A 15,479-nucleotide genomic window follows, 5' to 3' on the forward strand; every position below is an offset into this window, starting at 1 on the left:
CCATCCCCACTTCAGACCAGGGAATCTACCGAACATGTTTGCCTTGCCTATGTCAGGTCGCCTGATATTAAATAGGCTGCGTCGGCGCTCATCCCGGAGTCGGACTTCAAGGTTCGGAAGCTCGACATATTCCCCATCGCCACCAGTCTGCGCGTTCCTGATGAGCGCCCTCTCCGGTTCGATCTTTATATCAGGTTTCCTGATACAAAAGGGTGATCTAAAAAATCCGCAGGAAAGGACACAACACTCAGGTGACTCATATGAAAACAACCAGAACAGCAGTACCAGGAGACGACACGACGACGCGCCCCGTCACGGGTTCGGGCGCCGTCATGACTTTGGGTCTCTGCTTTGCCATTGCGCTCCTCGAAGGGCTCGATCTGCAATCGGTCGGTGTCGCGGCCCCGCGGATGGCGCGCGAATTCGGCTTGTCGGTCGCGCAAATGGGCCTCGCGTTCAGCGCGGGAACGTTCGGCCTCCTGCCCGGGGCGATGTTCGGCGGGCGCCTCGCCGATCGCATCGGGCGCAAACGGGTGTTGATCCTTTCGGCGTGCGTATTTGGCCTGCTGTCGATCTGCACCGCGCTCGTCAGCAGCTTCAGCGCACTGGTGCTGGTCCGCGTGCTGACCGGCATCGGCCTGGGCGGCGCGCTGCCCAATCTGATCGCGTTGTCGTCGGAAGCGGTTTCGTCCAGAGCGCGCAACACGGCCGTGAGCGTGATGTATTGCGGCATCCCGTTCGGTGGTGTAATCGCGTCGATCATCGGCATCGTCAGCGTCGGCGACACCGACTGGCGGCACATCTTCTATGTCGGCGGCGCGGGGCCCCTGATTCTGGTGCCGCTCCTGTTCGCCTGTCTGCCGGAGTCCAAAGCATTTCGTAAGGCATCGCACGGCGGCAGCGCAAAGGCGGCGCCTGTCGGCGAAGTTCTCTTTGGCGCGAGCCGCGGTTTGTCCACGTTGCAAATCTGGGTCAGCTATTTTTGCACGCTGATCGTTCTGTACTTCCTGCTCAATTGGCTGCCGTCGTTGATGGCCGCGCGCGGGCTATCCCGCCCGGAAGTCGGCTACGTGCAGATCTTCTTCAACGTCGGCGGCGGCCTCGGCGCGCTGTGCATCGGCATGTTGATGGACCGTCTGCGCGGCGGTGCCGTCGTGTCGGGCATGTATATCGGGGTGATTGCGTCGCTCGCGGCCTTGTCCGTCGCACCGGGCTTCGGTGCGCTTGCTGCATCGGCGTTTTTTGCCGGCATGTTCGTGATCGGCGGGCAATCGGTGCTCTATGCGCTGTCCGCCGCCTTCTATCCGACGACGATGCGAGGCACCGGCGTCGGCGCCGCCGTGGCAGTCGGACGGGTCGGCTCGGTGGTCGGGCCGCTCGCGGCGGGACAACTGCTTGCGATGGGACGCAGTTCGTCGGTCGTGATCGGCGCGAGCATTCCCGTCACGCTGATCGCCGCCGTCGCGGCGCTGTTGCTGATCCGGCGCCCGCGCGCCACCGACTGACGTTTTCTGGATACAACACACAACGTTTGGAGACAACGACAATGCAGACAACAACAACCCGCCTTCTGCTATGCAGCGCGCTCTGCACACTGAGCACCGCTGCCGCCGCGCAATCGAGCGTCACGCTGTACGGAATCGTCGATACCGGCATCGAGTACGTCTCGCACGCGAATGCCTCGGGCGGACACGTATTCCGCATGCCGGCCGTGACGGGCGAATTACCGTCGCGCTGGGGCATGCGCGGCCTCGAAGATCTGGGCGGTGGCTACAGCGCGGTCTTCACGCTCGAAAGCGGCTTCAACGTCCGGGATGGCAGTTCCGGGCAAGGCGGGCGGCTGTTCGGCCGCCAGGCTTTCGTCGGCGTCAAGAGTCCGTATGGGACCGTTGCGTTCGGACGGCAGTACACGATGACTTATCTCGCGCTCATCGGCGCCGACATTATCGGACCGGACATCTACGGGCTGGGTTCACTGGATGCCTACGTGCCCAACGCGCGCGCCGACAACGCCGTCACCTATATCGGCACCTATCGAGGTGTGACGCTGGGCGCGAGCTATTCGTTCGGACGCGACTCCGCAGGCACCGGCAACTCGCCGGGCCAGGGCACGTGCGCGGGCTCGGTGCCGGGCCAGGCGACGCAATGCCGGGACTGGTCGGTGATGCTCAAGTACGACGCACCGTATTTCGGCGTGGCCGCGTCCTACGAGGAGCAGCGCGGCGGCACGAATGCACAGGCGAACTTCTTCGACGGCATTGCGCCCACGTCGCTCGGCAGTGCCGCCGACAAGGACGCCCGCACGCACGTCAGCGCCTACGCGCAGTACGCCGGCGCGAAGATCGGGGCGGGCTGGCTCGGACGCCGTGTCGCGACCGACTCGCCCGCGGTGCCGGACGTGCGCTCGAACCTGTTCTTCATTGGCGCCTCGTACACCGTCACACCGGCGCTGCTCGTCGACGGCGAGGTCTTTCGCATCGTCAACAGCGACCACGACTCGCGCGCGACCATGGGCACGCTGCGCACCACCTATCTGCTCAGCAAGCGCTCCTCCGTGTATGCCCAGGCCTCTTACCTGGCCAATAGCGCGAAGGCCCGCTATTCGGTCAGCGGCGGCGGTGGCGGCACGACGCCGGCGGCCGGCATTGGGCAGACGGGCGCGATGGTCGGTATCAAGCACATGTTCTAGGAGACATCAGATGAAGACGTCAGTAATCGCCCTGTGCGTGTCGACCACCCTCGCGGCGTGCGGCGGCGCGGTCGACAGTTCGTCGCCGCTTCCCAGGCTGAGCGCGGCGACACCCGCCACGCTCGCGGGGAACTGCAACGCGCTGGCCGCCAGACTCGCGTTTGCGAACACGGCCTTCACCTCCGTGCAGGACGTGCCGGCTGGAACGCTGAAGGTGGCCGGCAAGCCGATCGCCGAACACTGCGTGATCGAAGGACAGATGAACCAGCGCGTAAGCCCTGTCGATGGCAAGACATACGCTATCGGCTTCGAAATGCGGCTGCCGGTTGCGTGGAATGGCCGATTTTTTTACCAGGCGAATGGCGGCCTCGATGGCAACGTACTGACCGCGACCGGCGAAATCGGCGGCGGCGGCCCGCTCAACGATGCGCTGAACATGGGCTTTGCGGTCATCAGTTCGGACGCGGGCCACTCGTCGTCGCAGAACCCGCTGTTCGGTCTGGATCCGCAGGCCCGTATCGACTACGGCTATAACGCGGTCGCGACCCTCACGCCGATGGCGAAGCAGGTGATCAGGATTGCGTACGGCAAGACGCCCGACCGGAGCTATTTCGATGGCTGCTCGAACGGCGGCCGGCACGCGATGGTGGCGGCGGCGCGATCTTCCGCGGAATATGACGGCATCATCGCGGGCGACCCGGGCTTTCATCTGCCCAAGGCGGCGATCGGCGAGATGTGGGGCGCACAGCAACTCGCGAAGGTGGCAACCGCAACCACCGCGAATGGCCTGCCCGACATCAAGACCGGATTTACTGCTGCGGAACGTCAACTGGTTGCAGCGCGAATCATCGCGAAGTGCGACTCGCTCGATGGCGTGAGCGACGGCATGGTTCAGGACATCAAGGCATGCCAGGCGAATTTCAGCCTCGTCAATGACGTGCCGACCTGCACGGGGAACGTGCGCGACGGCTCGTGCCTCACGACTGCCCAGAAGGACGCGATCGGCAACGTCTTCTCCGGCGCGCGCAACAGCGCCGGCACGGCGCTCTACGCCAGCTTTCCGTTTGACGTGGGCATTGACGGTGCGAACTGGGCGTTGTGGAAGCAGACCAATGCCATCACGCTCGATCCGGCCGCCGCGGCCTTCACGTTCACGACGCCGCCGCAAAGCGCCTCGCTGATCACGCAGTTGTCGTCGTATGCATTGAACTTCAGCATGGACAACGATGCGCCGAAAATCTTCGCGACGAGCGGCGCTTACACCGAGGCGGCGTGGTCGTTCATGACGCCGCCCGACGAAACCCATCTGAGCGCGTTGAAGCAGCGCGGCGCCAAGCTGATGGTGTATCACGGCACGAGCGACCCGGTATTTTCGTCCAACGATACGACCGACTGGTATCAGCGTCTGATGGCGGAGAACGGCGGCGATGCGAGCGACTTCGCCCGCCTCTACACCGTCGCGGGCATGAATCACTGCTCGGGTGGACCGACTGCGGACCAGTTCGACATGCTCACGCCGCTGGTCGCCTGGGTCGAGCAAGGCAAGGCGCCGGACAGCGTGATCGCAACCGCGCGCGATGCGGGCAACGCAATCCCGAACAGCGAGGTGCCGGCGGACTGGGGCGCTGGCCGCACGCGTCCGTTATGCCCTTATCCGAAGGTCGCCCGCTTCAAGGGTGGGGATGTCAACTCGGCGGCAAGCTTTTCCTGTAGCTGAGTCTTGCGCAGCAAGCCCCCTCAAAAAAACAGCAGCGCACGCAGTTCGATGCTGCGGCGCGGCGGCGCATCGGCCGGCGAACTGGGGTCGTCGAACGCCGTATGCGCGGTCAGCCGGGCGATGCCGTCACCCGCCGAATCGTAGATCTTGAGCAGCAGGAATTCATCGGGGGTCATGTTGGGGAAGTAGTACCAACGGTGACGCGGATTGAAGACAAGGGCGTAGGTCTCGCCCACTTTGTCGGGATAGACGAGATCCGATGCCACCAGATCGTTGAGCGCGATACTGCGCGAATCGCACAGGGCGAGCGGCGACGATTGCACGGTTTCGCCGACCGGACGCCACACGTTGACGATCGCCACACGCCCTTGCAGCAACTGGTCGGCTTCGCCCGGCGGGAGATGATCGCGCACGCGCCGGGGCCCCGACACGAACGTCTGGTCGTTATGGATGTACTTGACCGGCTCCCTCACCCCTGCCGCGCGGCCGGCGTTGCCGTCACGCAACGTGTGATCGAACACCACGACCCTGCGCGCGCCCGTGGCCTGCTTCAGCAGGTGTTCGCTTTCCCGGTAGTAAACCGATTCGATCTTCGCCGGGTCGGAAAAATCGCTCAATGCACTGGCATGTCGATGCAGTTCGAAGCCGTTCCGGTCGAGCGACAACGCACCCGGCGGCGGTGCGACTCGCGCGTTCGAAACTGTCACACGATGCAGCCGGTACACGCCGCTGCGCTTCGGCACGCCGGGCGGCGGTTCGTATTGATACGCGACCGGTTTTTCTCCGGTGAACTCGAGATAGTTCAGTTCCGCCTGGACCGACGCGGCACTAGCCGGTGTGTCAATGACGATATCGCTCATGGTCGAGCCCTCACCACTTCAAAAGGATTCGTTGAACGGCCGCAGATCGATTTCGTGCGACCATGCGCTGCGCCCCTGCTGATGGAGGTACCAGTACGCATCGGCGATATCGTCCGGGTCGAGCAGGCCATCCGGGCCCCGTTCGGCCACTCGTTGCGGCGCGGACGTGCGCAGGCGCTCACCGTCAATGCCGCCATCCACAATCACATGCGCGACATGGATATTCCGCGGTCCGAACTCGCGCGCAAGGCTCTGCGCGAGCGAGCGCAGACCGGCCTTGGCGGCGGCGAATGCGGCAAACGGCGGGCGGCCGCGCAGCGATGCGGTTGCGCCGGTGAACAGCAGCGAACCGCGTCCGGTTGCGAGCAACGGCGGCAACGCCGCGCGGGCGAACAGGAAGCCGCCCAGCGTGGTGACGCGCCATGCGGCCTCGAACTGTCCGGCACTCAGGTCGAGCGTCGGCGCACGCGTCGCGCCCGCAGCGTTGAAAATCGCGACTTCGAGCGTGCCTCGTTCAACGAGTTGCCGTGCAATGGCCGCGAGCTCGCTTTCGATCGTAACGTCGCCGGGCAAAGCGAGGGCCTGCCCGCCCGCGCGCTCGATTTCAGCGACGATCGCATCGAGCCGCTCGCGCGAGCGCCCCGTCACGGCGACGCTCAAACCCCCGCGAGCAAAACGGCGGGCGAGCGCCGCTCCTAATCCCGCGCTGGCGCCTACCCCGGCAATCCACGCCACACGCGTGTTGGCTTCTTTTTGCTGGACAGCATCGGTCATTGGAATCTCCATGGCAGCGTTGCCGCACGATGCGAGACACGACGCGCGGCGGCAAGAGGGGCATGCGTTGACTTCATGAGCGTAGGCGAACGACGTCGATGATAGAAATAACCATTTGTGGAATGTTAAGCGGCAAAGCCAGATCAAAGGCGAGATCAGGTAACCGCCTCACGGCAGGTGACCAGTCCTAGCTTTCGTCACTAACTATGCTCACGACGCCCTGCACCATATCGCGCCGATCTTGCTGACGCGTGTGGCGATGCCGGCAAGCTGACCCGCCGCCGCTGGTAGTGGAGCGGTCCCCTGCCTCATCCAACGCTTCGTGCTGCCCGCTCTCCGTCGCTGGCGTGTCCAGGTTGGTTCACACGACGCGTGCTCCCCGTCCCGCGATGCAAACAAGCCGGCTCCCGTAGAACGCGCGAAACGGAAACATTCTTCGAGGCCTAGCAGCCGGCTCGCGGCACTCAGTCGGCCGCCGGAATCCACTTCGCCGTGGCCGCGTCTCTAGCCCGAAACGCCGGGAATTTCTGGCCCGGTTCGGCAATCGTCTTGATGGTGTTCTTCACCAGATCGTGACGCGTAATCAAAGCGGGCTTGACGACGATCCGTTGCGCGGGTTCCCGCCCGGCAACGCGCAACGCGGCTGCTCGCGCGGACACCGCGCCGACCACCGCGGGATGGGTCGCCGCGGTCGCGACCCAGCGGGAAAGGCGTCGTTGTTATCCCTCACCGCATCCGCCAGCACATCCGCACAGCCCGTCAGCGCCGACACCCCAAAGTGGTTACCTTAATTTGCTAAAAATTGGTCATTCCACGAGTCCACTCCTGAGGCTAATCTTCACTCATCGCATCACCGGATGCGCCTCATCCCACTCAGGAGCGAATCATGGAACAACGTCTCGATTTCTATAAAGCCAACCCCGCAGCGATCAAGGCGCTGATCGGCGTCGAAGAGCGCATCGGCAAATCGGCGCTCGAAAAATCGCTGACCGAACTGGTGCGCCTGCGCGCGTCGCAGATCAACGGCTGCGCGTACTGTGTCGATATGCACACCACCGACGCCCGCAATGGCGGCGAAACGGAGCGGCGTCTCGCAACCGTGGTGGTATGGCGCGAAACCCCCTTCTTCACCGACCGTGAACGCGCGGCGCTCGAATGGACGGAGGCGCTGACGCTGGTCTCGGTCGAGCACGTGCCCGACGCCGTGTGGACCGCCGTGCGCCCCCACTTCAGCGACGCGGAGCTGGTCGACCTGACCCTGCTGATTTCGGCGATCAACGCATGGAACCGCTTCGCGATTGCGTTCCGCAAGCTGCCGGAATGAGCGATTCGGTCAACGCAAGCCGCAACCTTCTTTGAATGATCCTCGCGAGGAAAGCAATGATGAAACTGATGCACGTCGATGCGAGCGCCAAGCGTGAGCGCTCCAACTCCCGCGCGTTGAGCCGCTTCTTTATCGAACGTCTGCGTGAGGAAGGCGTGGCGCTCGACGTCGATTACCTGGACGTGACGGTGGACACCCCGCCCCACGTGAGCGAAGCGTTCGCGATTGCGACTTACACGCCGGAGCACGAGCGCACCCCCGCGATGCGAGCGACGCTGGCCGGTTCTGATGCATTGTGCCGACGCCTGCTCGAAGCCGACGCGCTCGTCTTCGCCATGCCGATGTACAACTGGTCGATGCCCTCCGCGTTCAAGGCATTTGTCGATAGCGTCACGCGCACCAACGTGACCTACGTGAATAGCGCCGACGGCCGCATCGTCGGCCAGCTCGGACGGCAGAAGGCGCTGTTCATCACGAGCCGCGGCGCGGACCTGCGTCCCGGCACGCCCTATTCTTCGATGGACGCGCTGACGCCTGCGCTCAAGGCGGCCTTCGGCTTCCTTGGCGTGACGGACCCCACGTTCGTCGATGCCCAGCCGCTGCAATTCTCCAACCAGGAGGAACGGGCCCAGGCACTCGAGCGGGCACGCGCCGAGTTGTCGGCGGTGGCTGCGGCGTGGGCGAAATCAGGAATGTCCCACGAAGCGGACAAGGAAGCCGTGGCGTTCTGATCGACGCCAAAGCAGAGAGCGAATGCACGCCGTCAGCCATTCGGGATGCTAATTGACGAAGCAGCGAGGAGTATTGAAATGCCTACCAGAAAATTTTTCGCGGCCGTCGCATTCGCCGGCCTTTCGCTCACCACCGCATCGCACGACCTGTTCGCCGGGGAACCGGCCGCCACGCGCGAAACGATTACGCCAGCCTTTTCCGAGGCGATCGCCAACGTGCCCGGCAAGAAGATGACCGCGCTGATCGTCGACTATGCGCCCGGCGGCAAATCGCTCCCGCATCGGCACGGCCAGGCTTTCGTGGTCGGTTATGTGCTGTCCGGCGCAATCCGCAGTCAGGTGAACAACGGCGAGAAGAAGGTTTTCCACGCGGGTGAACATTGGACCGAGAAGCCCGGCGTTCATCACACCGAGAGTGAAAACGCCAGCGCTACGGAACCTGCCAGGTTGCTGGCCATCTTCGTGGCCGATTCGAAAGACAAAAACCTCGTCACGTTCGACAGTCAGTGACCGGAGCCGCTAACCACGCAGGCGGTCGATGCGCATCCACGTGTGGAGCGCATGCGAAGCCTCTCACTTCGGACATGGAGTAGGAAGGTATTGCGAAGACCGGTAGGGATCGCGCCGCGGCGTGTTCCTTCGCCACCGCCGGCTCGACGCGGTGCGAAGCCGGGACCGGACGGTCGGCCGGCCCCGCGTCAGGCAACCGCTGACGTCGCCCGATTCGCAAGGTGTTCGACCATGCGCCGCGCCGCCGGCTGCAGTGCCTCCAGGTCGCGAAAACACACGGCGAACTGGCGCAGGGCCCACGCGTTCGTCAGCGGAATCGTTTCGATCTCGAAGATGCGCTTATAGGTTTCCCCGACTTCGAGCGGTACGACACTGATGCCGAGGCGCGCGGCGACAACCCGGAGCGCGGCGTCGAAGTTGGACACGATCACGCGGTACGACACCGTGCGCCCCGCTTTGGCGGCCGCGCGTTGCAACATCGCATGGACCGCGGTCGATGGCGGCATGCCGACATGATCATGCTCGAGCGTCTGCTCAAAACGTACGGACTTCAGTCCAGCCAGCGGATGGCCGGGATACACCGCGAGCGCCAGCCGGTCCTGACGGTAAGGCAGATGCTGCAAGCCCTCCAGGTCGGCGCTGTCCCAGCAAACGCCGACGGAGGCCGCGCCCTCCCGGAGCTCGCGAACGAGATCGACGGACAGGCGCTCCTCAACATCCACCCGAATGTTCCGGTTATCCGGTTCGCGCATGAAGGCGGCGATATCGTCGAGCAGTACCTCGGCGATCGCCGAGGCCGTCGCGCAGACGCTCACGCTGCCCCTCAGACCGCTGCCGAAGGCCGCCACGTCGCTGGCGATGCGGTCCATCGTGAACAGGACATTGCGCGCGTGTTCGAGCAGACTCAGCCCAGCCGGCGTCGGTTGGACGCCGCGGCGCGAGCGCGTCAGCAGCGGGACGGCAAGGTCGGCCTCCAGCTGGGCGATCCGCTTGCTGATCGCGGACGGCTCGATATGCTCTTCCTCCGCCGCGCGGCCCATATTGCGATGCTCGCAGACGGCCACGAATAGCCGCAGCGTCTTGAGATCGATGTCTCGCATGGCTGTCTCCTCACCCGCCCTTCACTTTCCAGATTGGAATCTTATCGCTTCCAAAATACCTTTTTATGTCGAACGTGGAAAGTCTAAAGTGAGCCCATCGCCGGCACGCATGACCGGCGGGCATTCAGGAGACACCCATGTCCTCGTTCCCCGCGAGCGTCGTCATTCGCGAAGTCGGCTTGCGTGACGGCCTCCAGAGCATTCAGACCGTGCTTGCCACCGAACGCAAGTTCGAATGGATCCGCGACGCCTATGCCGCCGGTCAGCGTGAAATCGAAGTCGGTTCGTACGTTCCCGCCAAACTTCTGCCGCAACTCGCGGACACCGCCGAGCTGGTCGCCTACGCGAAAACCCTGCCCGGCCTGCGCGTCTCGGTGCTGGTGCCTAACCTCAAGGGTGCGGAGCGCGCGATCGAATCACACGCGGACCTGATGCTGGTGCCGTTGTCCGCCAGCCATGCTCACAGTCTCGCCAACCTGCGCAAAACCCCCGACGAAGTGATCGCCGAAGTCGCCCGCATTCGCGCCGCCCGCGACGCCGCCGGCGCGAAGACGCAGATCGAAGGCGGCATCGGCACCGCGTTCGGCTGCACGATCCAGGGCGCGGTCGGCCACGCTGACGTGCTGCGTTGCATGCAGGCGCTGCTCGACGCGGGCGCCGATCGCGTCAGCATCGCCGATACGGTCGGTTACGGCGGCCCTGCCGCCGTGCGCGAACTGTTCGGCAAAGCCCGCGCAATTGCCGGCGATAAATTCTGGTGTGGTCATTTCCACGACACGCGCGGTCTGGCGTTGGCCAATGTCTACGCCGCGCTCGAAACCGGTGTGGCCCGTTTCGACGCGACGCTCGCCGGTATCGGCGGCTGCCCGCATGCGCCGGGCGCAAGCGGCAACGCGTCGAGTGAAGACCTCGCCTTCATGCTTGCCGACATGGGCATCTCCACCGGCATCGATATTCCCCGCCTGCTTCTTCTGCGGGAAAAAGTCGCGCAATGGCTGTCCGGCGAAACGCTGCACGGCGCCCTGTGGCTGTCGGGCTTGCCGAAAACCTTCGCGCACGCGTCCAGCGCAACACTCAACGCCTGAGGCCATGATGAACACTCCGAATCCCCTTCCTCTTGCCGGCGTGCGCGTCATCGAGTTCACGCACATGGTGATGGGCCCGACGTGCGGCATGATCCTCGCCGACCTCGGCGCCGAAGTCATCAAGATCGAGCCGCCGGGTGGCGACAAGACGCGCAAGCTGCCGGGTCTCGGCATCGGCTTCTTCCGCTCGTTCAATCGTAACAAGAAGAGCGTGGTGCTCGACATCAACACGCCCGACGGTCATGCGGCCGCTGTCGAGCTGATCGGCCAGTGCGACGTGATGCTGGAAAATTTCCGGCCCGGTCTGATGACGAAGCTGGGCCTCGACTATGACACGCTGTCGAAAATCTACCCGAAACTGATCTACGTCTCGCACAAAGGCTTTCTGCCCGGCCCGTACGAAAAGCGCCTCGCACTCGATGAAGTCGTGCAGATGATGGGCGGTCTGTCCTACATGACGGGGCCGGCCGGCCGGCCGCTGCGCGCGGGCACTTCCGTCAACGACATCATGGGCGGCATGTTCGGCGCGATCGGGGTGCTGGCCGCCCTGCGCGAGCGCGACATGACCGGCCGCGGCCAGGAAATCCAGAGCGCGCTGTTCGAAAACTGCGTGTTCCTGAGCGGTCAGCACATGCAGCAATACGCGATGACCGGCGAAGCGCCGCCGCCGATGCCTTCGCGCGTCTCGGCATGGAGCGTCTACGACGTCTTCACGCTCGCCGACGACGAACAACTCTTTATCGGCGCCGTAAGCGACAAGCAGTTCATCACGTTGTGCGACGTACTGGAGCGGCCCGATCTCGCCGCCGAACCGCAGTTCGCCAACAACGCGCTGCGTGTCGCCGTGCGTCCCGAACTGCTGATTCGCCTCGGCGAAATCCTCAAGCATCACCGCGCCGACGAACTCTCGCCGAAGCTCGAAGCCGCCGGCATTCCGTATGCGCCGATCGTGCGGCCCGACCAGTTGCTCGACGATCCGCACCTGAAAGCAAGCGGTGGCCTCGTGCCGATGGAAACCGAGGACGGCATGACGGAGGTCGTGCTCCTGCCGCTGACGATGGGCGGACGCCGGCCGGGCGTGCGTCAGGCGCTGGCCCGCGTCGGCGAGCATACGCAGGAAATTCTCGCCCGCCTGAGCGGCCGCGCCGCGGCCTGAGTCGATCGGCCGCGATCAGGTCAGTCGTGACGTATCCGCACAGAAATAGTTCGTGAGATTGCCGGCTATGCCATCAACGGCAGCCGGCGAATTGAATTCCCTCAGGCTTTCCTAAAACAACACAGCCGCGGGACCCATCAAGGAGACATGCATGCAACGCGTCATCACTACGGATATTCCGCCTCTTGCGTCATCCGGCACCCGAACGCACACGCGTACCGCCGCGGTGCTTTCGGCGCGAATGGACCGCTTGCCCGCCACGGGCTATATCTGGATGCTGGTGTTACTCATCTCGCTCGGCGGCTTCTTCGAAGTCTATGACCTGATCTTCACGGGTTATATCGCGCCGGGCATGGCGAAGAGCGGCTTGCTGAAAACCACTACGACTGCGTTCTTCGGCTTTCAGGGCATCGCGGGGTTCATCGCGGCGACGTTCGCGGGCCTCTTTGTCGGCACGTTCGGATTCGGCTGGCTGCCCGACCGTTACGGGCGCCGCTCCGTGTTCACGTTCTCGCTGGTCTGGTACTCCGTCGGCTCCGCCATCATGGCCTTTCAGACCACACCCGAAAGCGTGATCCTGTGGCGCTTCATCACCGGTATCGGCGTGGGGATCGAAATCGTCACGATCGACAGCTACGTGACCGAGATCGTCCCGCAGCATATGCGCGGCCGGGCGATGGCCTTCAACCAGATGGTCATGTTCGCCGCAGCACCCGTGGCCGCGATCCTGTCGTACTGGCTGGTGCCGACCACCGTCTTCGGTATCGACGGCTGGCGTTGTGTCGTGCTGGTGGGTTCGATCGGTGCCGTGCTCGTTTGGGTGATTCGCCGCGCCGTGCCGGAAAGCCCGCGCTGGCTCGCGGCGCATGGCCGTGAGGAGACGGCCGAACGCATCGTCGAGAAAATGGAAGCGAAGGCGGTCAAGCAACTGGGTCGGCCGCTGGCCGCGTCCGCGCCCGCTGTCGAACAGCCGGCCCATCGTCGCGCGTCGCTCGCTGAGTTGCTGCAGCCGCCCTACCGCTCCCGTCTGATCATGCTGATCGTTTTCAACTTCTGCCAGGCGATCGGCTACTACGGCTTTGCCAACTGGGTGCCGACGTTGCTGATCGGGCAAGGCATCACCGTCACCAAGAGTCTGCTGTATTCGTTCGTAATCGCGATTGCCCTTCCCGTGGGTCCGATGCTCGCCATGCTGGTCGCGGACAGGTTCCAGCGCAAATGGCTGATTGTCGGCGCGGCGCTCGCGGTCATCGTGTTCGGGTTGATGTTCGGCCAGCTGAAATCAGTCGGGCCCCTGATCGTGCTGGGCGTATTGATCAGTCTGGCCGGGCAGACGATCTCGGTGTGCTATCACGCCTACCAGGCTGAGTTGTTCCCGACGGCGGTGCGCTGCCGCGCCAACGGCATCGTGTATTCGGCGAGCCGTGCGGGCGCGATGATGTCGGGTTTCATCATCGCCTTCCTGTTGCGCGACTTCGGCGTGGCAGGTGTCTTTATCGGTATCACGGCGTGTATGGTGGTCGTGATGATCTCGATCGGTGCGTTCGGTCCCAGGACCAACGGGCTGCGACTCGAAGAGATCAATCACTGAGCGCTTCTGCGCATCGCAAGAGCGCTGCCGCTCGGGCTCATTCAGCGCAGCGCTCCTGGCACCGCTTGCGTGACGCCATACTGAACTTGCATTGGCTATTTGGATCCCATATCCTGCATACGTAAAGGAAACGGATCCGCGAGAACATGACAGTCATGCTGGCGTTAAGCGCACAGGATCAGGCCATGCTGGACGGTGCGTTCGGAAGCGGCGTTGCGCTCGCAATGCGCATTGTCGCCCGCACCGCGAACGTCATGGGCGCGCGCGAGCTGATCGATATCAGCTCGGCGCACATTGACGGATGTCTCTATCACGGCCCCGCCAGCCTCGATTTCGTCGAGCGCTTTGTCGAGGGCGATACGAGAGTCGCCGTTCCCACCACGCTGAACGTCGGCTCACTGGACCTGATCCATCCGGAGCTTTATCACGGCGACAAGACGACACAGCGCGCCGCGGAACGACTGATGAAAGCGCACCTCGCGCTGGGCTGCGAATCGAGCTTCACCTGCGCGCCTTACCAGCTCAAACATCGGCCGAAGCAAGGCGATCAGATTGCCTGGGCCGAATCGAATGCGATCGTTTTTGCCAATTCGGTGCTGGGCGCGCGGACCAGCCGGTACGGCGACTTCCTGGATCTGGCCGCCGCCATTACCGGCCGTGCGCCGCACGCCGGACTTCATATCACCGAAAATCGCGCGGCCCGTATCGTCATCCAGGCCCCCGACTTTGCAAACCTGCCAAGCCGCGAGGTATTCTTCGCCGCGCTCGGCTTTCTGCTGGGCGAGCAGGCCGGCGCGACCGTGGCGGCGATCGTCGGCCTGCCGCCCGACAGCAGCGAGGACGAATTGAAGGCACTGGGCGCCGCGGCCGCTTCGAGTGGCGCCGTCGCGCTCTTTCACGCAGTGGGCATTACGCCGGAAGCGCCGACGCTTGACGCTGCATTGCAGGGCCGAGCGCCAGCCCAGACCCTATCCATTTCAATCGATCAGCTGGTGGCGGTGCGGCGGCGGCTGAACCAGGGCCGCCCCGGCGATCCGCTCATCGCGGTGAGCCTCGGCACGCCGCATTTTTCAGTCGACGAATTCGAGCAACTCGTCGAGTTGTTCGCGCTGCATGCCGGACCTCTGCAATGCGACTTCTACGTGAACACCAGCCGGTTCGTACTCTGGCAACTCGAAACAACCGGGATCGCTCAGGTGCTCGCGAAGCGCGGGGTGCAGATCGTGGTCGACACCTGCACCTATATCACGCCGGTGATGAAGAAACTCAGTGGACTCGTCATGACGAACTCGGGCAAATGGGCGCACTATGCGCCCGCCAATATCGGCGTCTCCGTGGCGTATGGAAGCATGCAGGAATGCGTGCGCTCGGCCTTCGAAGGCAAGGTGTATTTCGATGAACAGATCAGCTAGCAGCACCGGTCGCGGCGAGAGGGAGCACCGAATCGACCAGGGTAGCTGGTCAGCCGCACGCACCCTCGCGCCCGGGCGCGCGAGCGGCGTCATACTCGCACTCGAGCCATTGAGCTTTTGGGGCGGCTATGACGCCGCGCTCGGGAAAATTATTGAGAAATCTCACCCGGGTCATGGGCAGAGTCTTGCCGGGAAGATCATGGTGATGGCGCGCGCCAAGGGGTCCAGTTCAAGCAGCAGCGTGCTTGCCGAGGCCATCCGCAATGGCACGGGCCCAAGCGGCATTGTCCTTCGCGAGCGTGATTTGATCATTGCCATCGGCGTGATCGTCGCGAACGAACTTTATGGCGTGAGCGTTCCGCTGGTGGTGGTCGACGACGATGTATTCGACACGCTATATCGCTGCACATATCCGCTTCGGATCGATGCGCCGCGTGAGGGTGGCGAAGCCCGCATCGAAGCGTTGGGTGACGGCTTCGTCGACCGCGGACGATGAAGCGCCGCACGGACAAGCCGCGCCAGTGCGCAAC

The 15,479-nt window shown here is 63.9% G+C and carries 14 protein-coding genes and 1 pseudogene; 11 read left to right on the forward strand and 4 right to left on the reverse strand.

What is annotated here, in order from left to right:
- Positions 1-260 precede the first annotated feature (260 nt).
- From mhpT to CJU94_RS22060, 3 genes are read left to right on the forward strand one after another with little or no spacing between them, the layout of a single operon-like run.
- Positions 261-1,505 (forward strand): 3-(3-hydroxy-phenyl)propionate transporter MhpT, encoded by a 1,245-nt coding sequence (gene mhpT / locus CJU94_RS22050; protein ID WP_095420825.1) that lies wholly within the window; start codon positions 261-263, stop codon positions 1,503-1,505.
- A gap of 41 nt (positions 1,506-1,546) precedes the next feature.
- Positions 1,547-2,689, forward strand: coding sequence for a porin (locus CJU94_RS22055; RefSeq protein ID WP_095420826.1), 1,143 nt, complete (start codon positions 1,547-1,549; stop codon positions 2,687-2,689).
- Positions 2,690-2,699: 10 nt separating this feature from the next.
- Positions 2,700-4,406, forward strand: coding sequence for a tannase/feruloyl esterase family alpha/beta hydrolase (locus CJU94_RS22060; RefSeq protein ID WP_095420827.1), 1,707 nt, complete (start codon positions 2,700-2,702; stop codon positions 4,404-4,406).
- Between the two features lie 20 nt (positions 4,407-4,426).
- On the opposite strand, the gene CJU94_RS22065 is transcribed toward CJU94_RS22060, so the two are convergent.
- From CJU94_RS22065 to CJU94_RS22075, 3 genes and pseudogenes are all read right to left on the reverse strand, one after another.
- A complete protein-coding gene (locus CJU94_RS22065) occupies positions 4,427-5,266 on the reverse strand; it encodes a CmcJ/NvfI family oxidoreductase (protein ID WP_095420828.1) in 840 nt (279 codons plus the stop codon).
- 18 nt (positions 5,267-5,284) lie between these two features.
- Positions 5,285-6,040: an SDR family NAD(P)-dependent oxidoreductase gene (locus tag CJU94_RS22070; RefSeq protein WP_095420829.1), complete on the reverse strand. Its 756-nt coding sequence runs from the start codon at positions 6,038-6,040 to the stop codon at positions 5,285-5,287.
- 464 nt (positions 6,041-6,504) lie between these two features.
- Positions 6,505-6,747, reverse strand: a pseudogene (locus CJU94_RS22075) (sugar ABC transporter substrate-binding protein); the annotation flags it as partial.
- A 179-nt stretch (positions 6,748-6,926) separates the two neighbouring features.
- On the opposite strand from CJU94_RS22075, the gene CJU94_RS22080 reads away from it, so the two are divergent.
- The 3 genes from CJU94_RS22080 to CJU94_RS22090 all read left to right on the forward strand — a co-directional run bounded on the left by CJU94_RS22080 (position 6,927) and on the right by CJU94_RS22090 (position 8,605).
- Complete coding sequence (locus CJU94_RS22080; RefSeq protein WP_095420830.1) at positions 6,927-7,364, forward strand: carboxymuconolactone decarboxylase family protein; 438 nt, start codon at positions 6,927-6,929, stop codon at positions 7,362-7,364.
- 59 nt (positions 7,365-7,423) lie between these two features.
- Positions 7,424-8,095 (forward strand): FMN-dependent NADH-azoreductase, encoded by a 672-nt coding sequence (locus tag CJU94_RS22085; RefSeq protein ID WP_095422736.1) that lies wholly within the window; start codon positions 7,424-7,426, stop codon positions 8,093-8,095.
- A gap of 78 nt (positions 8,096-8,173) precedes the next feature.
- Positions 8,174-8,605 (forward strand): cupin domain-containing protein, encoded by a 432-nt coding sequence (locus CJU94_RS22090; protein ID WP_095420831.1) that lies wholly within the window; start codon positions 8,174-8,176, stop codon positions 8,603-8,605.
- Between the two features lie 188 nt (positions 8,606-8,793).
- On the opposite strand, the gene CJU94_RS22095 is transcribed toward CJU94_RS22090, so the two are convergent.
- On the reverse strand, positions 8,794-9,705 hold the full coding sequence (locus tag CJU94_RS22095; RefSeq protein WP_095420832.1) for a LysR substrate-binding domain-containing protein: 912 nt from the start codon (positions 9,703-9,705) through the stop codon (positions 8,794-8,796).
- A gap of 137 nt (positions 9,706-9,842) precedes the next feature.
- Here CJU94_RS22095 and CJU94_RS22100 point away from each other — a divergent pair, with 137 nt between their 5' ends.
- From CJU94_RS22100 to CJU94_RS22120, 5 genes are all read left to right on the forward strand, one after another.
- Positions 9,843-10,790, forward strand: coding sequence for a hydroxymethylglutaryl-CoA lyase (locus CJU94_RS22100; RefSeq protein ID WP_095420833.1), 948 nt, complete (start codon positions 9,843-9,845; stop codon positions 10,788-10,790).
- Between the two features lie 7 nt (positions 10,791-10,797).
- A complete protein-coding gene (locus CJU94_RS22105) occupies positions 10,798-11,946 on the forward strand; it encodes a CaiB/BaiF CoA transferase family protein (protein ID WP_095422737.1) in 1,149 nt (382 codons plus the stop codon).
- Between the two features lie 151 nt (positions 11,947-12,097).
- The gene (locus CJU94_RS22110) at positions 12,098-13,537 is read left to right on the forward strand and encodes an MFS transporter (RefSeq protein WP_095420834.1); all 1,440 of its coding nucleotides are present in this window, start codon (positions 12,098-12,100) and stop codon (positions 13,535-13,537) included.
- Positions 13,538-13,692: 155 nt separating this feature from the next.
- On the forward strand, positions 13,693-14,949 hold the full coding sequence (locus CJU94_RS22115) for an aconitase X (RefSeq protein WP_095420835.1): 1,257 nt from the start codon (positions 13,693-13,695) through the stop codon (positions 14,947-14,949).
- Complete coding sequence (locus tag CJU94_RS22120) at positions 14,933-15,445, forward strand: aconitase X swivel domain-containing protein (RefSeq protein ID WP_095420836.1); 513 nt, start codon at positions 14,933-14,935, stop codon at positions 15,443-15,445. The genes CJU94_RS22115 and CJU94_RS22120 overlap by 17 nt, the downstream gene beginning before the upstream one ends.
- The last annotated feature ends 34 nt before the right edge of the window (positions 15,446-15,479 follow it).

Source organism: Paraburkholderia aromaticivorans (assembly GCF_002278075.1).
Lineage (GTDB): Bacteria > Pseudomonadota > Gammaproteobacteria > Burkholderiales > Burkholderiaceae > Paraburkholderia > Paraburkholderia aromaticivorans.

Bases quoted from the DNA above. Each gene is read 5' to 3' on its own strand.
- mhpT (WP_095420825.1), top strand. From the start codon at position 261: ATGAAAACAACCAGAACAGCAGTACCAGGAGACGACACGACGACGCGC.
- CJU94_RS22055 (WP_095420826.1), top strand. From the start codon at position 1,547: ATGCAGACAACAACAACCCGCCTTCTGCTATGCAGCGCGCTCTGCACA.
- CJU94_RS22060 (WP_095420827.1), top strand. From the start codon at position 2,700: ATGAAGACGTCAGTAATCGCCCTGTGCGTGTCGACCACCCTCGCGGCG.
- CJU94_RS22065 (WP_095420828.1), bottom strand. From the start codon at position 5,266: ATGAGCGATATCGTCATTGACACACCGGCTAGTGCCGCGTCGGTCCAG.
- CJU94_RS22070 (WP_095420829.1), bottom strand. From the start codon at position 6,040: ATGACCGATGCTGTCCAGCAAAAAGAAGCCAACACGCGTGTGGCGTGG.
- CJU94_RS22080 (WP_095420830.1), top strand. From the start codon at position 6,927: ATGGAACAACGTCTCGATTTCTATAAAGCCAACCCCGCAGCGATCAAG.
- CJU94_RS22085 (WP_095422736.1), top strand. From the start codon at position 7,424: ATGAAACTGATGCACGTCGATGCGAGCGCCAAGCGTGAGCGCTCCAAC.
- CJU94_RS22090 (WP_095420831.1), top strand. From the start codon at position 8,174: ATGCCTACCAGAAAATTTTTCGCGGCCGTCGCATTCGCCGGCCTTTCG.
- CJU94_RS22095 (WP_095420832.1), bottom strand. From the start codon at position 9,705: ATGCGAGACATCGATCTCAAGACGCTGCGGCTATTCGTGGCCGTCTGC.
- CJU94_RS22100 (WP_095420833.1), top strand. From the start codon at position 9,843: ATGTCCTCGTTCCCCGCGAGCGTCGTCATTCGCGAAGTCGGCTTGCGT.
- CJU94_RS22105 (WP_095422737.1), top strand. From the start codon at position 10,798: ATGAACACTCCGAATCCCCTTCCTCTTGCCGGCGTGCGCGTCATCGAG.
- CJU94_RS22110 (WP_095420834.1), top strand. From the start codon at position 12,098: ATGCAACGCGTCATCACTACGGATATTCCGCCTCTTGCGTCATCCGGC.
- CJU94_RS22115 (WP_095420835.1), top strand. From the start codon at position 13,693: ATGCTGGCGTTAAGCGCACAGGATCAGGCCATGCTGGACGGTGCGTTC.
- CJU94_RS22120 (WP_095420836.1), top strand. From the start codon at position 14,933: ATGAACAGATCAGCTAGCAGCACCGGTCGCGGCGAGAGGGAGCACCGA.